Annotated in this window: 6 protein-coding genes and 2 pseudogenes; 2 read left to right on the top strand and 6 right to left on the bottom strand. The window is 50.1% G+C overall.

Going from position 1 to position 19049, the window contains the following annotated elements; translation table 11 throughout:
• Window positions 1-203 precede the first annotated feature (203 nt).
• On the top strand, window positions 204-1097 hold the full coding sequence (locus tag AKG09_RS02370) for a DMT family transporter (protein WP_054617903.1): 894 nt from the start codon (window positions 204-206) through the stop codon (window positions 1095-1097).
• Window positions 1098-1333: 236 nt separating this feature from the next.
• The gene (locus AKG09_RS02365; protein ID WP_054617902.1) at window positions 1334-1702 is read left to right on the top strand and encodes a glycine zipper domain-containing protein; all 369 of its coding nucleotides are present in this window, start codon (window positions 1334-1336) and stop codon (window positions 1700-1702) included.
• 187 nt (window positions 1703-1889) lie between these two features.
• On the opposite strand, the gene AKG09_RS02360 is transcribed toward AKG09_RS02365, so the two are convergent.
• The 6 genes and pseudogenes from AKG09_RS02360 to AKG09_RS02340 form a co-directional block, all read right to left on the bottom strand.
• Window positions 1890-3470 (bottom strand): L-lactate permease, encoded by a 1581-nt coding sequence (locus AKG09_RS02360; protein WP_054617901.1) that lies wholly within the window; start codon window positions 3468-3470, stop codon window positions 1890-1892.
• Between the two features lie 294 nt (window positions 3471-3764).
• Entirely contained in the window at window positions 3765-4592 is an 828-nt protein-coding gene (prmC, locus tag AKG09_RS02355; RefSeq protein ID WP_054617900.1) for a peptide chain release factor N(5)-glutamine methyltransferase, read from the bottom strand.
• Window positions 4593-4688: 96 nt separating this feature from the next.
• The gene (gene mgtE, locus AKG09_RS02350) at window positions 4689-6128 is read right to left on the bottom strand and encodes a magnesium transporter (protein ID WP_054617899.1); all 1440 of its coding nucleotides are present in this window, start codon (window positions 6126-6128) and stop codon (window positions 4689-4691) included.
• 419 nt (window positions 6129-6547) lie between these two features.
• Window positions 6548-6874, bottom strand: a pseudogene (locus tag AKG09_RS12150) (OmpA family protein); the annotation flags it as partial.
• A gap of 63 nt (window positions 6875-6937) precedes the next feature.
• Window positions 6938-7378 (bottom strand): annotated as a pseudogene (locus tag AKG09_RS12145) (outer membrane protein assembly factor BamE); the annotation flags it as partial.
• A 66-nt stretch (window positions 7379-7444) separates the two neighbouring features.
• Window positions 7445-18958 (bottom strand): YadA-like family protein, encoded by an 11514-nt coding sequence (locus tag AKG09_RS02340; RefSeq protein WP_082391737.1) that lies wholly within the window; start codon window positions 18956-18958, stop codon window positions 7445-7447.
• Window positions 18959-19049 lie beyond the last annotated feature (91 nt).

Genomic DNA, 19049 nt, shown 5'->3' with positions numbered 1-19049 from the left:
ACTATGAAATAAAAGGGGCGGCCGGGTCAAGCCGGGGTAGAGTGATGCCTCTCCGAAAGGGTTTTCAGACAGGCATGATGTTGTATTGGTTTCAGAAATGCAAGGCAAACCCGTTTCAGCCGATCTTAAAGATGACAAATCAGATGGAATGCTCTCTCCGCACTTGCTATCATGCGGTTGTTTATCTTTTTTGATTATCCGCTATGGCTGCTCCCGCTTGGTTCAAAAACCTGCCTTTTTTAATTACGCCGCCGCTATTGTGGGCGGGAAATGTGATTGTTGCCCGTCTGGTACGCAATGATATTCCGCCGTTTACGCTTTCATTTGGCCGCTGGGTAATTTCGCTGCTGATTCTGCTGCCGTTTGCGTGGAAGGCGATGCAGCGGGATAAGGGCTTATACCGCAAACATGCCAAGCTGGTAATCGGCACGGCGCTTACGGGCGTGGCGGCTTTTAATACTCTGATTTATACGGGCGTACACAATACGACAGGCACCAACGCCCTGTTGCTCAATTCGTGTATTCCGGTGCTGATTATGTTGATCGGAGCGGTGTTTTACGGGCAAGTGCTGAACCGGTTTCAGGTGTCGGGCTTGTTGCTGTCGCTGTGCGGCGTGTTGGCGATTATTCTGCGAGGAAGTTTGGAAAACCTTTGGGCTTTGCGGTTTAATTCGGGTGATCTGTGGGTGTTTTCGGCGGTAGTATGTTGGGCGTTTTATACTTTATGGATGCGCCATATGCCTGCGGAAATCAACCGCATAGGCTTAACGGCGGCTCAGATCATGCTGGGCTTGCTGGTGCTGCTGCCTTTGTGGCTGTGGGAGCGCGCCGGCGGGGCGCAGGTAAATTGGAGCACGGATGCGCTGCTGGGTTTTGCTTATGTGGGCGTGTTTCCTTCGGTGGTAGCTTATTTGTGTTATACCGCGGCGATTTCGCGTGTAGGCGCAGTACGCGCGGGGCTGAGCATCCATCTGATGCCCGTGTTCGGCACGCTACTGGCGGTAACGCTCTTGGGTGAGGCGTTTCATCTTTATCATCTTATTGGGATTTTGGCGATTTTCGGCGGGATTTTGCTGAGCAACAAAAAAGGCGGTTGAAACTTTCAAAACCCGATGAAAAATAGAGAAACAACCTATTTCCTCCATACTCGCCGATTACAGTACAGTTTTGTGGGAAAGTAGCGTGGTTTTTAAAAAGCTTTCGTCCGGTGTTTTTCAGACAGGCATTGCATGCAGTCGGGGAACTTGTTTCAAGCTCCCCAATCTAATGGCACAAACATACAATCATGATTGTTTTATGTTTTGATTCCATATAAACGGGAAAGGAAATAACAATGATAGGCAAAAAAGCTTTATTAGCCGCATTAGTTTCGGCAGCGCTGATCTTGCCGGCAGGCACGGCGCAGGCGCGCGGCACGACCAACCAAACGAAAGCTACACTTGCCGGGGCGGCAGCGGGTGCTGCTGTGGGCGTTGCAATGGGGAAAGACACACGCAGCGCACTAATCGGCGCAACAGTGGGCGGCTTGGCGGGTAATGCTTATGCTTACCACAACAAGAAAATGGAAGCGAATGAGCGCGAGCGCAGCTATTATGAGGAACACCGCTACAAGCATAAGAAATACAAAAAGAAAAAATATCACAAGCGCAAGAAACACCGCGATTGGGATGACGATGATGATGATGACGACGATGACGATTGATATTTAAAGTTTCTTGAAGGTTGCACCCAAAGAAGGCCTGTCTGAAAAATTTTCAGGCAGGCTTTAATTATTTGCTTACCGGGTTACATAACAAATAAACTTATTTTTCATCAATAGTTTCGTCACAATTAAGAATGCCTGTCTGAAATATTCAGACAGGCATTTTGAGGTTTCACAATCTGAACGCTTAAACTAAGAACAGCAAAGCCACCACAGCGGCAATCAGGCCATACACCACCATCGGCACCACTGTTTTCTTGAGAATTGCGCCTTCTTGGTTTTGCACATTGGTTACCGTACATACAGCAATAATATTGTTGATGCACACCATATTACCCATTGCCCCGCCCACAGACTGTAAGGCCAAGACCAGAGTTACCGACAGGCCGGTATCTAAAGCGATTTGCTGCTGGATACCACCGAAAGTCAGGTTGGATACAGTGTTGGAACCGGAGAAAAACGCACCGATTGCACCTAGATAAGATGCAAAATACATCCAGTTTTGACCGGCCAAAGCTGCAAATTCCCTACCGATGGTTTTTACCATAGAGGCATCGCCGCCAACTAGCATCAATTTCACCATAATCAATGCACCCAACAAAGCCAAAAACGGTTTTTTTACTTGTTGGATGGCCGTGCCGAACATGGCTTTGGTGTCGCTACCGCTGGTTTTGAACATCATCACGGAAGCCAGCACGGTTACTACAAACGGAATCAGCGCAGGCACATACAGGGTTTTATAAGCATCGTTCACGCCTTGGCCGAAGATGTTTTTAAAGCTCAGAATCAGCGCACGGCTCACTTCGAAATCAAAGATACCCAACGGCACGGTAAACAGCGTGGCAGCATCGTTGAGCAAGCCTTTCAAGCCCAGCTGCTGAATGCGGGTAACCACCAAAATGGCAATCAGCATGCCCAAAGGAGCCAGCGCTTTCATTACCACGGCGGCGCCCAGCTTCTCGCCGCCTGTTTCTTTTTCATATTCTTTGCTCAGGCCCACGCCTTTGTTTGCCAAGCCCACAGACAACAACAGACCGATTGCGCCGCCCACCAAGGCCGGAAATTCATAGTTAACCGTTGCCAATAAAACATAGGGGATGGTACAGGCCATCACGCTCAGGTAAATAAACACGATGTTTTTACGGATTTCCTGCCAGCTGGTAATGAAGCTCAAGGCCATCAGCGGAATCACCAGACTGGCGAAAAAGTGGATCAGGCCGGTTTGCTTACCGATAGACAGAATATCGGCATCGCTCAAATTCAAAGAACCGAAGCCGAACCACGTTGGCGTACCTACCGCGCCGAAAGAAACCGGCACAGAGTTCATAACCAGCGTGAAAATAGCCACACGCAACGGGTTGAAACCGAGACCGACCAGAATCGGAGCGGCGATTGCCGCCGGTGTGCCGAAGCCGCTGGCGCCTTCGATCATAAAGGCAAAAGCCCAGCCGATAATCATCAGCTGCGCCACGGGATTCGGATTGATGTTGCCAAGCCACTTGCGGATCACATCGATGCAGCCGGTGGTTTCCATCATACGGTTAAACAGAATCGCACCGAAAATTACCGTAATCGGCGTGAGCGTGGAAACCAAGCCCGACACGATGTTGGCATTCAACAGCATAAATGGATTTTTGAAATAAGTAAGCTGCAGCACATAAATCAATGCAGCCGTGAGCGGCAAGGCAATATACGAGGCCATGCCGTTTTTCTTCACCATCAGCCAAATCAATAGCACGATGGGAAAAATGCTGAGAAACAGAGCCATATGAAGAGTCCTTGTTATCAGGGATTTTGAGGTTGAAAAATCTTTATTTTTGTAATGGTTATAAATTACACACTATTACAGCGAGCGAGTATAACATGCCGATTTACTTAATGTTGATAAATTTAAACAATACCTTTTCTCAAAACGGGAAAACGATATTTTTCCAAAGAAAATCCACATCAAATACATATGCCTGTCTGAAACTTTTTTCAGACAGGCATTACCATCATTTCAGACCGCTTACGATATCCGTTTACTCGCAACCCCATACACGGTTACTGTTATTTGGGTATTTCACAACGATACCGCATTAACGTTCCTACCCAGTGTAATGCGGTCAAGCCCGGCCAAATCCTGCACGGTTTGCACCTCTTCAAAGCCGTTTTCCTTAAATATGCGGCGGGCGGCTTCTCCCTGATCATAACCATGCTCAACCATCAACCATCCTTGAGCTTTCAAACGCGCGCCGGCACCTTCGGCCAAAATGCGGATGCAGGATAGCCCGTCAGCAAAATCGGTGAGCGCGCTTTGAGGCTCGAAACGCAAATCACCTTCGCTCAAGTGCTCATCGTCCGCTTCAATATAAGGCGGGTTGGAAACAATGATGTCAAACAAAACAGTTTCAGGCAGGCATTGCGCATCAAACCACGAGCCGCAGGCAAAAGCCACTTGGGCGCCCAACAAACGAGCATTGTCCTGCGCCACGGTCAGAGCCTCCCGGCTCACATCACTGGCGCACACTTGCGCGTCGGGCCGCTCCAGCGCAATCGTGACCGCAATCGCGCCGCTACCGGTGCCCAAATCCCAAACCGCCCCGCCCTGCGGCAATTTTGCCAGAGCCGCTTCAACCAAATGCTCGGTTTCCGGCCGGGGAATCAAGGTGGCCGGAGTCACTTTAAAGCGGAGGCCGTAAAACTCGCGCCAGCCCAAAATATAAGCCATAGGCTCGCCTGCCAAACGCCGCACCTCCAGCTCATGCAGCCTGCCGCTTTGGCTTTCAGACAGGCATTCTGCATCGCGGGTAATTAACTGTGCGCGGGTATAGCCGGTGATTTCCTGCACCAACATACGCGCTTCCAATTTAGGCAATGCGGTGTTTTCAAAAAATGTTTTGATGTTCATGGTGTTTTCAGACAGGCATTAACTGAATAGCGACTGTATTTTAGTGAAATGAAATATGCCCGGTTCAAGCCCGGGCATGCGAAAGAGATAATTGGGCTACAGCAGGAAAATCGTTGCCAATCCCAAAAATATCAGAAAACCGCCGGAATCGGTTACTGCGGTAATCAGCACCGAGCTGCCGAGCGCCGGGTCGCGGCCGGCTTTATCAAGCAACACCGGAATCATCACGCCAACGGCGGCGGCCAAAAGCAGGTTCAGCGTCATCGCGGCCACCATCACCAGCCCGATACCGGGGCTTTGATAGAGCAACCAAGACACCAAGCCCATCACACCGCCCCAAATAAGGCCGTTTACCAGCGCCACGCCGATTTCTTTGTTTAATAAACGGCCCGCCTGTTGGCCGGTAATCTGCCCCATTGCCATTGCGCGCACAATCATGGTGATGGTTTGGTTGCCGGAATTGCCGCCGATACCGGCAACAATCGGCATCAACGCTGCCAGCGCCACAATTTTTGCAATAGAGCCTTCAAACGCACCGATCACACGGCTGGCAATAAAGGCCGTGCATAAGTTTACCGCCAGCCATACCCAGCGGTTTTTTACCGAATCCCACACCGGAGCAAACAAGTCTTCTTCTTCCTGCAAACCGGCCATGTTCAACATATCGGCTTCGGATTCTTCACGGATAACGTCTACCATATCGTCAATGGTGATGCGGGCGATCAGCTTTTTATTTTCGTCAATCACCGGAGCGGTTACCAAGTCGTAACGCTCAAATGCCTGCGCGGCCTCCTCCACGTCGTCGGTCGGGCGGAAACGCACCACGTCTTTGGCCATCACGTTTTCCACCGTTTCCTCCGGGTCGGAAACCAACAATTTGCGGATAGGCAGCACGCCGATTAACACGTCTTCTTCATCCACCACAAAAATTTTATCGGTATGGTCGGGCAGGCTCTCGAAACGGCGCAAATAGCGCAACACCACTTCGCAGGTCACGTCGGCGCGCACGCTTACCAGCTCGAAATCCATAATGGCGCCGACCTGATCGTCTTCATACGACAGCGCCGCCTGCACCTGCGCCCGCTCTTCTTCATCACGGGTTTGCAGCGCTTCGGCCACCACTTGCTGCGGCAAGTCTTCCGCCAGCTCCGCCAGATCGTCGGCATCCAAGTCTTCCACCGCAGCCAGCAGCTCTTCCTTATCCATGGTTTCGATAAGGGTTTCGCGCACGGCGTCGGAAACTTCAAGCAATACCTCGCCGTCGTCTTCCGGCTCCGCCAGCTTCCACACAATCACCCGCTCTTTCTGCGGCAGCGATTCGAGCACGTTCGCTACGTCGGCCGGGTGCAGGTCGCGCAAAATGCCCATCAATTCGATGAGCTTCTGGTTTAATTCGGGATCGGAAATAGACGTGTGTTCGTCAATCTGGCCGTATACCGGCAGCAATGCCTCGGCCAGATCATGAATGAGGCCGATGTTCAACGGCTGGCGCTCACGCTCTTCAACGGTTTCTGTGATTTGAGGTTCTGTGCTCATAACTGCTCCGCCCGCCTAGGGCGCGGCAGCGTCCGGGCAGGGATGATTATGTTTTTGTGACGGTGTTGTAGGTATAAGATGAACTGGGGTTGTCCATGATATTTGCCTGCTGCTTTCAGACAGGCTTAGAGTCGAAAACGGGGCGTATTCTATCATATCCGCAGGATAACTGAAAAATCCTTACAGGTTTGGATGAATCAATGGGAATGCCTGTCTGAAAATATTCAGACAGGCATGGAGAATAAACTTATTTTTTGTCATGCTTCCGCCACGCCCGGGCTGACCCGAGCATCCCCAACATTATTGAAACTCAAGATAGTCGGGTCAAGGCCGAGTATGACGAACATGCTGTTTTTTAAGTTTATTTGCTACAGCAAATAAAAAATGCCTGTCTGAACTTTTCAGACAGGCATTTCGTATTACAGCTTACCGGAGCCTTCCACTTCGATTTCCACACGGCGGTTGGGTTTCAGGCATTCAATCAGCTCGCTGCGCGGCAAGCTGCCGGCGCACTCCTGCACCGGCCGGCTCTCACCCATGCCCACGGCGCTCATCACGCCGGCGGGTACGCCGCGGTTAATCAGATAACGGCGCACGGTTTCGGCTCGCGCTTGCGACAAGCGTTGATTGTAGGCATCGTCGCCCAAACGGTCGGTATGGCCGGTAATGCGGATGGAGGTAAGGCGGTCGAAAGATTTCACTTTGGCGGCAAATTCGTCCAGCTTTTCTTTGCCGGCCTCATTGATGTCACCCATGCCGCTTTTGTCGAAACCGAACAAAGCATCGGCACCGATGGTGTAGCGGTGTGCGTCTTCAGAAGGTTTCATTGGCGGGCACACTGCGTTTTCCGGATCGACGGCTTTCCAATGGAAGCTGCGGGCATATTTTTTGATGTCGTAAATAATCTTGAACTGACAAGTGGTTACGTTATCCGTGCCCTCCCCCGGCGTGTGGAAATGGAACAAGTAATCCCACTCGCGCACATGGAACATACCTTCGTTGAAATGCGGGCGGCCCAGAAGTTTGTAAAACTGATCTTTGGTCATGCCCGATTTAATCTGCGCCAATTCGTCGGCGGTCGGGAACGTGCCGCGGTTATGGTCGAACGAAGGAGCAACACTTTTCACTGAAGGGAATACCGGGTTGTCGGTGGTGCCGTCGGATTTTACATCGCTTTTGGTCGCGCAAGCCGATAACACGGCAGCCAGCATCAGGCTTACGCCCGCTTTAATGATTTGTTTGTGTTTCATTTTTAATCCTTTGGTTTTCAGACAGGCATTGGTATGCCTGTCTGAAAAGTGTTTACGGGTTGAACATTACCATTGATAGCCCACGCCTGCTGTGGCGCCGAAGTGGCCGCGGGAGTTGCCGCCGGCTGTGCCTTTGATAATCCAGTTGCCGTTGTCGGAAATGCTGGAATAGCCGACGGCATAGCCGCTTTCGCCGCGGTATGTGCTGCCTGATACGGCCATCATGCTCTTGCCGGGCAGGTAAGCCTGCGGCAGGCCGGCCATAGCCATGGCTGAAGCAGTGCCTGCGTTGGCGCGTCTGCCCACATCGTCAATTTTTTGGTTCAGGTGGTTGCCTACGCCCAGCAATTGGTTCACGTTCACCGCGTCAGTCGGGGCTGAACCTGCGCCTACGTTGTGCAACACAACCGGTGCATTGGTATTGCCGCCAACCAAGGTAACGTCGTTAGACGCTGTGCCGCCGTTCGGCTGGGTCGGCGTTTCAGGATTGCTGTATTGAACAATACCCGCACCGCCGCCTTTCACCTCTTCAATGGCTTTGTTGGTGTAGTAAAGCTGGCTGCCGTTGATGGCATCTGTGCTGGTTGCGGAAACCACACCGGCCGCTACGTTTTGGATCTGACGGGTTTGGCCGTCTTTACCCACGCTCACTACGCCGACTACGTCTTTCACACCCGCTACATTGGCGTCATTCTCGCCTTTGTAAGTATAGTTGCTGCTGCCCGCCGCAGCTTTGTGTACTTCAACCGCAGCAGATTCGTTACCCAACACGACAGAGTTGGCCACAGTTTGCGTTACAGAGTTACCCAACACAAAGGTGTTATCGGTTGCAACAGTGTTGTTGTTACCCAATGAATAGCTGTTGCTGCCGCTGACAATGCTCGGGTCACCGATAGCGCCTGAATTGCGGCCGGTAACGATGTTGCCCGTACCGATGGCCAAAGCATTTTCAGCCAACGCTTGGGCGCCTTTACCGATGGCCAGAGCGTTTTCTGAATTGGCCGCCGCATTGAAGCCTACTGCAGTGGCAAACTTACCGGATGCACTTGAGTCTCCAGTATCCTTAACCGCGCCACCGGTGGTTTGGCCTGAATCGTCGTTGGTATGGAAGTATTTGATACCGCCTTCGTTCATATTTTTAATGGCCGAAATCACAGTGTTGTCGTTGGTTGCGGTTTGTCCGGCAACGTCGTAAGTTTTCAGTGCCAATTTACCTGCTTCGGTCAGCTCGCCTTTGTCATTAGTGTAAGCATTGCCTTTCCCGTCATCAGTACCCAAAATATTGTTGGCAACATTGGTGATATTGGTTACGTTGTTTTGCACCGTTGCCAAATCACCTACGGTAGCGGCGTTGTTCCATTGCTCGCTGCTGCTGCCCTCGGCTTTGATCTGTTCGATGGTTTTACCGTCCAAACCGCTCCTCAAGCCGGTAATTTGCTGATTGTTCATCGCAATACCTTGCCCGTTGATGGTCGGGCCGTTGGCAACTTGAACTTGTTTCACCGAAATTTGGTCGTTCAATGCCACTTTCACACCGTCGGCCGTGGTTTCTGTACGGATGTTGCTGCCGTCACCGTTTACATTGAGCGTGCTGCCCAATTTACGCTCGACATTGCTGCCGCTATCGGCTGCAAAAGTCAGCGGCTGGTTGACTGCTTTATCCAAACCGTTCAAAGCTTCACCCACGTCATTGTAGGTTTTGCTTTCACCAGTGGCCGGATTGCCGCCGGTTAAGGCATAAGCGGGCGCAGTAACATTGCCGTCAGCATCTACTGTTGAGCCGCCGCCCAATGCATCAGCCACTTTTCGACCGGCATTGAAGAGCTGGCTACCGTTAACCGCATCAGTGCTGGTCGCGCTGATATTGCCAGCCGCAACATTGCTTACTTTCTGATTATTGGCATCCAAGCCTCGGGCGCTGATGTAGGTGTTGCCGCCTACATTCACACCGCTGTCGTCAAGCACCACTTGGTTGGCACCGTTACCGCTGGCCACACGGGTAAACTCAACTTCATCTTTGGTAGCCACTTTGTAAGTGGTGCTGCCATCGGCATTTTTCTCAGGCGTAATTTCAACGTTTTTACCGGCCGCCACTTTGTTGCTGGATGCAGCGGCAAAGTCTTTCAACTGTTTCAGGTTAACCGCATCAGTATCGTTTTCGGCATCGGCCACATTGCCGATCGTTTTATTGCCTGCATCGATGCCTGCTTTGCTCACACGCACATCGCCGGCCCTCAAACCATCTGCAGTCAGAGCAACTTCATTGCCCACTGCAACACCGTCATTGTTCACAACGGTATTTCCGGCAGCAAGGCTGCCATCTGCACCCAACTTGATGTTTTTCGCCAGTTTCACTTCCAACGTACCGTTGCCGTCTGAAACGACACCGATATTATTCTCGGTGAGTTTGTCGGCCTCGGTTACGCCGCCTTTCACCGTTACGGTAGAGCCCAATTTGCGTTCAGACAGCCCCCCGGTATCACCGGCAAAAATCAGCGGTGTGTTGGCTACGGCCGCCAATTGGTTTTCGGTGGCCGCTTGGCCGGTTACAGGATTGGCAGCATCGAAGGTTGTATTGGTTAACCCGCCGATTGTGCCGGCTTTACCGTTGATGCTGATGGGGTTGGCTTTACCGATGTTGATGTTTTCGGCCAAGTCAAAAGTCACATTGTGGCTGTCGGCTGTTTTGCTGATCACAATATTGCTATCGGCATTATTGAAGTCAACTTTGTTACCGGGAACCACTTTGCTTTCAGCCTTACCGTTGGCGGAAATATTCCAGCCGTCACCCACTAAAGTACGAATCTCATCCAACTGCGATTTATTAACCGCATCATTCGGATTTTCACCTGCGCCTACATTGGTGATTTTCTCACCGCCTGCATCCAAACCTCGGGCGCTGAGTTTACCCTTGAATGTGGGAGCATCGGCCAGTTGGATTTCCACTTGGTTGTCGCTGACAACAGTGCGTACATTATCGGCAGATGCCGTGCCGTCAACGGATGCACCTCGAATGCTTAATACGGAACCCAGCTTTTGATCGCTGCCGTTGTTCACACGTGTGCTGGTGCCTTGGTTAGTATTGCCTGTAATGGTTATCGGATCCTGCATCACTGAATTCAACTTAGTCAGAGCATCCTTAACATTGCCCACCCTCTCTAGGGTTGTGCCGTCAGCACGCTGAATCTCGTATACGGGGTCTGTAATCGAACCGTCTACTTCATTGAATTGGCCACCTAATACACGGACAGTATCACGCAGCTGGCTAACCGCTACTGCATCCGTATTTGCGGTACCTTTGGCAAGATTGGTAACACGGGTAGGTGTGGCAGTTTGCGGATCCACGGCATTCAAGGCGCTGATAATAATATCTTTACCATCATATTTCGTTTTATCTTTAGCCTTTTCAAAGTGAACGGTACCATCAGGATCAACTTTGCGGATAAGCTGCTCACCGGCGCCATTCACATAAGAGAATGGCGAGTTGGCCTCTACAAGCGTTTGGTTCTCGACAATGATGTCTTCCATTGCTCTTTTCAGTTGAGCCATATTGACAGCATCACGATCTTGTTCGCCTTCGGCAACGCCGGTAATCTTCTGATTGCCCGCATCCAAGCCGACAGCACTCACTTTGCCTTTAAAGGTAGGCGCATCAGCCAGCTTAATTGTGATGGTGCCATTGCCGTCGTTGCTGGTAATTAAATTGTCGGCAGAAGCGGCGCCATTGAAATTACCCGCTTTAATGGCCATAGTCGAACCCAATACGCGCGTGCTGTTTTGACCGTCATCAGCGCTGAATGTAATTGGCTTCACGATTTCATCGTTGAGGTTGGTCAATGCCTCCTGAACGGTATTTACCGACTGCTTAGCTTGGCCGTCTGCCGATTTGGTTGCAAAAGACGGTGGGGTATAAGTGTTGGTAACAGGATCATATTTACCACCCAAGGCTTGCATATTACCTTCAACATTCTTATTCACGCCTTTCAGTTGCGCGATATTTACGGCATCCTGATCATCCTGGCCGGCGGTTACTCCGGCAATTCTTCCGCTGCCTTCCGCATTTACTACAACATTGCCGAAGGTTGGGCTTTCAGCAAGCTCAATCAACATCTCACCGTTGTTGCCTACTTCGGTGCGGATATTTTTGCTCGAAGCATTAGCCGTTGCAGCCAAGCCGCCTTTCACAGTGAAGGTATCTCCCAAACGCTTGGCTGTATTACCAGTGTTGCCAGCGAAATTAATCGGTTTTTGGATTTCAGTACCAATATTGTTCAACGCGTCCTGAACGGTAGATACACCGTCGTATTTGCTGCCGTCCGCTTTGGTAACCACCCAAGAAGGCGCTGCCACAGTTCCCGTGTTCGGGTTTACCGGCACACCCAGAGCTTCGGCAATCGGGTTCAGCTGTGATACGTTTACCGCATCCTCTGCCTGTTTACCGGCTGCAACATTACTGATAGCTTTGTTATTGGCATTCAAACCGGCATCGCTAACGTAAGTTTTACCGTTAACTTTCACACCATTGCCATCCAAAGTAACCGCATCTACGCCTGTGCCCGCAACCACGCTATTGAAGTTCACATCGGCTTTAGTGGCTACGCTAACGGTTTTGCCGGTTTGGGTAAGCTTAATGTTGCTACCCGCATCTACAGTAATCGTTTCACCGGCTTTAACCACAGCCTCTTTGTTGTTGCTGACTTCTCCGCCACCATCATTGGAAGTGTTCAGTTTAAAGCCTTGGGCAACATGTTTGATGGCTTCATTTACCGTATTCTGACCGGTACCACCGATATCTGACATCGCAACATTACCGTCTGCGCCGACCGCCGCATTACCACCCAAAGTTTGGGCGATGCTGTTGGCCGTACCGTATAGCTGGCTGCCGTTTACCGCATCTTTACTGCTGTCGCTAACATTGCCTTTAGCAATATTGGTTACTTTCTTGCCGCCGTTATTCAGGCCGGATGTCGTAAGTTTTACAGCATCGGAACCGTCAACAGGCTGAATGGTAACGCCGTCACCGTTTACAGTGGTTTGATTGCCGGCTCCATCTGTAAATTGTGCGCTGGTCAGACCGGTTAAGTCTTTCGCCAGATCGAAAGTTACGTTGTCGCTGGTTGCCGTTTTGCTGATCACAATGTTGTTATCATCGCTGCTCAAGTCAACCGTATTACCTGACGCAACTTTGCTGCTGTTGGCACCTTCGGCAGACAGATTCCAGGCTGCGCCCACGCTCGTATTAATCGCACGGATGGCCGCATCGATATTGTTTTGGCCTGTACCTCCAATATCATTATTGGTAAACGTGCCGCTATCCGGATTGTAAACGGTTGAACCGCCCACAATGCTTTCAACACCTTTACCCGCTTTATATAACTGGCTGCCGTTTACTGCTTCTTGACTGTTGTTATTCACAGCACCTTCAGACAGGCCTGTAATCTTACCTGCGCCATCTGCATTAAGGGTAAGGTTGCCGAATTGAGGACGCTCGGCCAATTCAATCTGCATCACACCATTATCTACTTTTGTGCGGATATTTTGTGTTGATGCCGCCGCTGTGTCACCCAAACCGCCTTGAATATTCAAGGTATCGCCTAAGTGTTTCTCGGTTTGACTGATATTGCCGGCAAAGGTAATCGGTTTTTGAATTTCCTTGCCTACATTGGTCAATGCTTCTTGCACAGTAGATGCCGGTGCATACGGTGTGCCGTTTGCCTGCGTAACCGTAAATGAAGGCGCAGCAACCGTACCGGACGCCGCATCAACATTCATACCTAAGGCCTGTGCAATCGGCGTCAGCTGGGATACATTAACTGCATCAGTATTTTTGGTACCTGCGGCAACATTACCCACTTTGGTTGCAACCGTTGTTTGCGGTTTATTCGGATTCAAAGCGGCTATCGTAATATCGTTGCCGGCATAAAGTTGGTTATCTTCAGCAGTTACAAACGTAACCTGCCCTTGTTTATCCACTTTACGGATCAATTGCTTGCCGTCACTGTTGACATACGAAAACGGTGAGTTGGCTTCAACCACGGAAAGATTGGAAACCGATAAATCTTTCAACGCATCTTGCAACTGTTTAACGTTGACCGCATCGCTATCCTGATTACCCGCCAACACATTGGTAATCTTATTACCGCCGTTGTCCAAACCGTTTTCAGACAGGCTTACTCGTTGGCCATTGGCAGGAGCAATCGTCATGCCATTACCGTTTACAGTGGTTGTATTGCCTGTACCGTCAGTAAATGCAGCGCTGGTCAGACCGGTCAGACTTTTAGCCAGCTTAACATTCAATGTGTTGTTGCCATCAGATTCCACTGCGATATTGTTATCGCTCAGCTCTCCTGCGGCCCCGCCTTTCACAAATACTTCTTGACCCAGCTTGCGGTTGAAATTATTGCCACTATTATCACCGCCAAAAGTCAGCGGATTATTGGCTTGCGTATTAACGGCCCTGATTGCCCCATCCACCGTATTTTCACTGGTACCGCCAATATTAGACATTGCAATATTGCCATTCGTACCCATTGCAGCATTTCCGCCCAACACGTTTGCAACGCTGCCGCCCACATTTCCTAAAGCTTGCTGGGTAAGGTAAAGCTGGCTGCCGTTTACGGCATCCGTGCTATCTGCACTGATACGGCCTGCAGCCACATTAGTAACCGTACGTTTAACATTTCCGCTTCCTACGCTTACGGTTGCGGCAGGGGCAGCTCCGGCAAAATTACCGTAAGCAATATTGTTCACTGTAGCAGAGGAAGTTCCCTGAGCCGCTTCGGTTACGGAATCTGCACCCAAAGCAACATCTTTTGCATTGGCAGCAATACTATTATTACCCAACGCCAACGCTTGCTCTCCTTGAGCGGCGGCATCGTTGCCGAAGGCTGAAGAACGCATGCCTAGTGCATTCGCACCTACACCAACAGCAGATGCGTTATTGCCAAAAGCTTTGGCAGCAGTACCAATAGCAACGGCATATTCGGCGGATGCTTTAGCCTCGGAACCCATTGCAATTGCATTAGTAGCCGATGCACCTGCTTTACTACCTATACTGATAGCCTTATTGCGCAGTACCTCGCTGCTTGAATCCTTACTGCCTGCTTCCTTACCAATATTGATATTTTCATCACCGTTGGTGTTCGCACCGGCAAAATAACCAATGTTATAGTTGAAATTACCTGTTTGACTATGGCCGGCCAAAGCAACGATATTGGCGTTATGGTCGCCGTTTTGCTGCATACCGGCTTTCCAACCTATGGAAGAATTATGTTCTCCTGCACCATTTGACCCAGCATCGCTGCCGATACCGATGTTATTACCCGCTACAAACGGAGTACCTTCATTGGTTTTAGATGATGCGGTACGACCTTTCCCTGCCTGATAGCCGATAAAGATATTTTCACCTGTTTGCGTATTTTGACCGGCTGCATCACCGATGCTGATATTTTTAGAGCCTAATCCGCCTGTACCAGAATTTCTACCTATTGCAATGCTTTGATCTCCGACAGCAGCAGCACCCGTTCCGATTGCAACCGTATCGAAGCCATCGGTTGCACCTACAGCACTAGTTCCATTAGGATTCACAACGGCAGGATTGCCTGCTCCGGCTCTTGTTACCGCACCACGACCGATAGCTACAGAAGTGTTGGTTGCTGCTTGCGACAAATAACCAACCGCAACAGATTCATTTCCTGCAGCTTGCGTATCATTCCCCAAAGCAGTTGAGCGAGAACCAGCTGCATTTGCACCAGAACCCAATGCAACAGCACTTTGATTGGTTGCATGGGAATCAAGACCAATAGAAACAGCATAATCACCGCTTGCATCGGCATTTTTACCAACGGCAACCGCACTATCTGCAGTAGCATCTGCGCTTTGTCCGACAGCTACCGTATCTTTTGCAGAAGCCACCGCTTCATTACCTACTGCAGTAGCATTACTTGCAGAAGCATTGGCTTGATTGCCTACAGCAGTAGCTCTTTCTCCTGCTGCAGATGCAGACACGCCAGCCGCCATGGCATTAATACCAGTTGCACCTTGGTTGTTATAGTTCGTATCAGCCTGCGGCTCAACACTATTCACGCTGTAATCATGATGTTGTGTGGACTGAACCGCGGCTTTCAATTGAGCTACGTTCACAGCATCAGAATCAGCAGAACCGGCGGCCACATTGATAATTTGGCGTGTTTTTTCATTCGAACCAACGGATACTGCCGCCAAATTTCCCTTTACAGTAGCCGCTACCGCTGCTTTTTGAGTATCGCTTGCCAACTCGCTTGCATAAAGCTGGTTAGGGCTACTCGGCGTAGCACTTACAGTAACATTACTCAATACACCACGATCTGCAACCGACTCACTACCCAACGCCACCGAGCGTGCAACAGAAGCATTGCTTGCAACACCAAATGCAGAAGCGTGATCTGCTGTTGCTCGAGAAGCCGATCCAACAGCTATCGAACCGGCACGTGTAGAGACCGAACCGGCACCCAAAGCAACCGCTTGGCCGAATTTGGCATCTGCATAGTCACCAATAGCAATCGCACCTCTGCCGTATGCTTCCGTGTTCAAGCCAACCGCAATGGCAGACTTGCCCGAAGTATGCGCATTGCGGCCGATCGCTACCGAACCGATATAAGCATCAGGAACATTGTCGGCGGTATTCGTAACCACATCATTGCCAGAGACCGCCCCATAGCCCAAAGCCACGCCGTCTTCCACGTTAGAAACAGCGCTTTTGCCGATCGCCATTGAGTTGGTACCCGTTGCGCCTTCATTTAAATAGTTGGTACCTAGCTGGTTATTGTTTTGAACACTAAAATAATGATGTTGTGTTTTTTCAATCGCCCTGAAAAGCTGGCTGCCGTTGACTGCATCCGTGCTATCCGCAGTAATGCGGCCTGCCGCGACATTGGTAACGGTTCTTTCTCCACCCCTTTTACCCACGCTCACGGTAGATGTAACTGCTCTTGGATCTGAACCTGCAAAACTGCCGTAAGTAAAACCTACTACCGTCGCTGTTGGCGTGGTAACCACATCAGCGGTTTCCGAACGGCTACCCAGAGCTACGGCATCGTTATGCAACGCTTTAGATTCATAACCAATGGCAACGGCATTGGTTTTACCTTCTTCGACTTTTGCCCGCGTACCCACGGCAATTGCATGATTGGCATTTGCGTGCGCCCATTCGCCGATGGAAGTGGTATTAGTTTTATTACTAAATACACCGGCAACAGCTCCATCCTCATACGCGCCTGCCGGATTTTTGCGTTGCTCCCGGCCCGCATTGCGGCCAATGGCCACATTGGCATTTCCCGAGCTGTAGCCGCCTGCATCTTTACCAATCGCCACGTTATCATGCCCCAACGCATTAACACCCGCGCGACTGGAGATTGCGGTATTCGTATTACCGGTAATGATTACCCGGGAATCTTGGGAAGCGCCTTTGGTTACAGATGCGGCTTCCATTGCGCTTAATACTGCGGCATTAGTTTTATCAAGCGATCCCGCTTGCCGGCCAATCGAAATACTTTCGCCGTAATAACTGTTATAGCCCACACCTGCATCGTAACCGATATTCACACCATAATTATTGTTAACCGTGCTCTTACCGGCTTGATAGCCGATATTAACCATATTGACCAAACCATTGGAACTGGTTTTGCCCTCATTGGTACGTGCCGAAATATTAGTCAAATTAGGATTGGTAGCATCTACGCCCTCAGAACCCGCAGAAGCGCCCAAAGAAAATGTGTTACTTCCCGCAGCTATTGATCCCGATCCGATAGCCACTGCTTTGGATGCAGATGAAAGGGCAGACGTACCCATTGCTACTGAATCAGTTTTTTGTGCCTTAGCTTGGCTGCCAATAGCAATTGCAGCAGATCCATCCGTAGCTACGGTAGAGCCTTCAATACCTGTTTGTGCCTCATGGCCCAAAGCAAGAGAGTTTCCTCCACGGGCTTTGGTGCTACGACCAAGGGCAACCGCACCACCTTTTTCAGCATGCGCGGCAGAGCCCAATGCCATAGCTTGATAACCTGCCGAATTGGCTTGATAACCGATGGCTACCGCTTGGGCAATCGTAGAAGTGGCATTGGAACCGACCGCAACACCGCTCGCTTCTGTAGCTGAGGTTCTGTAACCCAACGCCACTCCATCTTTCTTAGCCGCATTAGCTTCATTACCAATGGCTACGGCACTTGATTCAGTCGCACGGGCAGTACCAATAGCAATAGAGTTACTGTGAGTGGCTTGGGCTGTATTACCAATTGCCACAGACCCTACATCACCAGTAGCAACTACGCCCGTACCTAATGCAATACTATCTTTAGCACTAGCCGCAGCACCCGTACCCATTGCAATAGTATTGCTGTTTGTTGCTTGACTACTGTCGCCGATGGCAACAGAGCTGGTAGCCGTTGTTTGTGCAGCCTTACCTACTGCCAACGAATTTGCGCCGCTTGCAGACACACCAACACCTGCCGCAAGGGCGTTATTGCCCGTTGCGCCATCGTTATTGTAGTTTCCTGCTTTTGCAGCTACGGTTGATGTCGTATCTTTTACGCTGTAAAAATGGATTTTCTCATCTTGCAGGGTATTCACATTACCACGCACGCGGGTTAATTCCTCGGCAACCGAATAAAGCTGGCTGCCGTTTACACCGTCGGTACTGTCTTGAGTTATTTGACCTGGAGCCACATGTTTGAGTTGACGCTCAAAACCATCGGAACCGAATGAAACTTGGTCACCCGCTTTCAGATTTGCGCCGCCCCTGAAATTAAAGGTTACGTCATTAATAGTGACACTTTGCGGTGCAGCCGCATTAGTTTCGGTACTAGAGCCGGCGCCAATAGCTACTGCGTTATCTTTTGTTGCCTTTGAGCCAACGCCCAGCGCCAATGAAACATCTCCACTGGCAACCGCCCTTGTACCAAAAGCCGTAGATAAATCTCTAGCAACTGCTGATACGCCAATCGCAACCCCACCGTTTCCAGCAGTTGTGGCGCTATAGCGATAACCGACTCCATTTCCAGGTCGAGAAAACGGCACTAAGTAATCGCCCGTCAATTCATGGTATTTCACGGCAGCAGCAGTATTGTTATAAGTATTGTCATTATGAGACTGACGAATATTAGGAATTGCAGAATTGGTGGCAACGGCATCCAAATCATCACCACCGATAGCAACTGAAGAGTTCCCTGCAGCAGAAGTATCTGCTCCAACTGCCACGGCCTGTTTACCTCTAGCAGCAGCCTTCGTGCCAACTGCCACGCTCTGATTAGCATTGGCAACAGCATCATTACCACATATTAAATTTTTACTTTCCGGATCCGCAGTATCGTATTTACATTGCACATTCACAAAAGCTGCATTTGCGCTTCCAGAAAAGCCGAACGTCATGCCAATCACGGCTGCTATCATAGACAGGGTAAATTTCCATTTTCCTTTTTGGCTTTGGCCGCAAGAAACGCACTCCATACGACTCCCCGCAGGTTTCCCTTTTGCCTTCTCTATTTCCGAAACAGCCACCCAAGCTCCTAAGGCGTCGTTCCATATTGTGCGGTAATTTTTATTCATGGTTGTTAACTCTCTTTAATTAGATAAATAATTTGCTTATTGATTAAAAAATATAAAATAGTAATTATTAATAATATCTGTCTCTTATACA

The sequence above is a fragment of the Neisseria sp. 83E34 genome, assembly GCF_001308015.1.
GTDB lineage: Bacteria > Pseudomonadota > Gammaproteobacteria > Burkholderiales > Neisseriaceae > Neisseria.
This window is presented reverse-complemented; position numbering and strand designations above follow the sequence as displayed.

Excerpts from the sequence above, each read along its gene's own strand:
- AKG09_RS02370 (WP_054617903.1), top strand. The coding sequence starts at position 204 with ATGGCTGCTCCCGCTTGGTTCAAAAACCTGCCTTTTTTAATTACGCCG.
- AKG09_RS02365 (WP_054617902.1), top strand. The coding sequence starts at position 1,334 with ATGATAGGCAAAAAAGCTTTATTAGCCGCATTAGTTTCGGCAGCGCTG.
- AKG09_RS02360 (WP_054617901.1), bottom strand. The coding sequence starts at position 3,470 with ATGGCTCTGTTTCTCAGCATTTTTCCCATCGTGCTATTGATTTGGCTG.
- prmC (WP_054617900.1), bottom strand. The coding sequence starts at position 4,592 with ATGAACATCAAAACATTTTTTGAAAACACCGCATTGCCTAAATTGGAA.
- mgtE (WP_054617899.1), bottom strand. The coding sequence starts at position 6,128 with ATGAGCACAGAACCTCAAATCACAGAAACCGTTGAAGAGCGTGAGCGC.
- AKG09_RS02340 (WP_082391737.1), bottom strand. The coding sequence starts at position 18,958 with ATGAATAAAAATTACCGCACAATATGGAACGACGCCTTAGGAGCTTGG.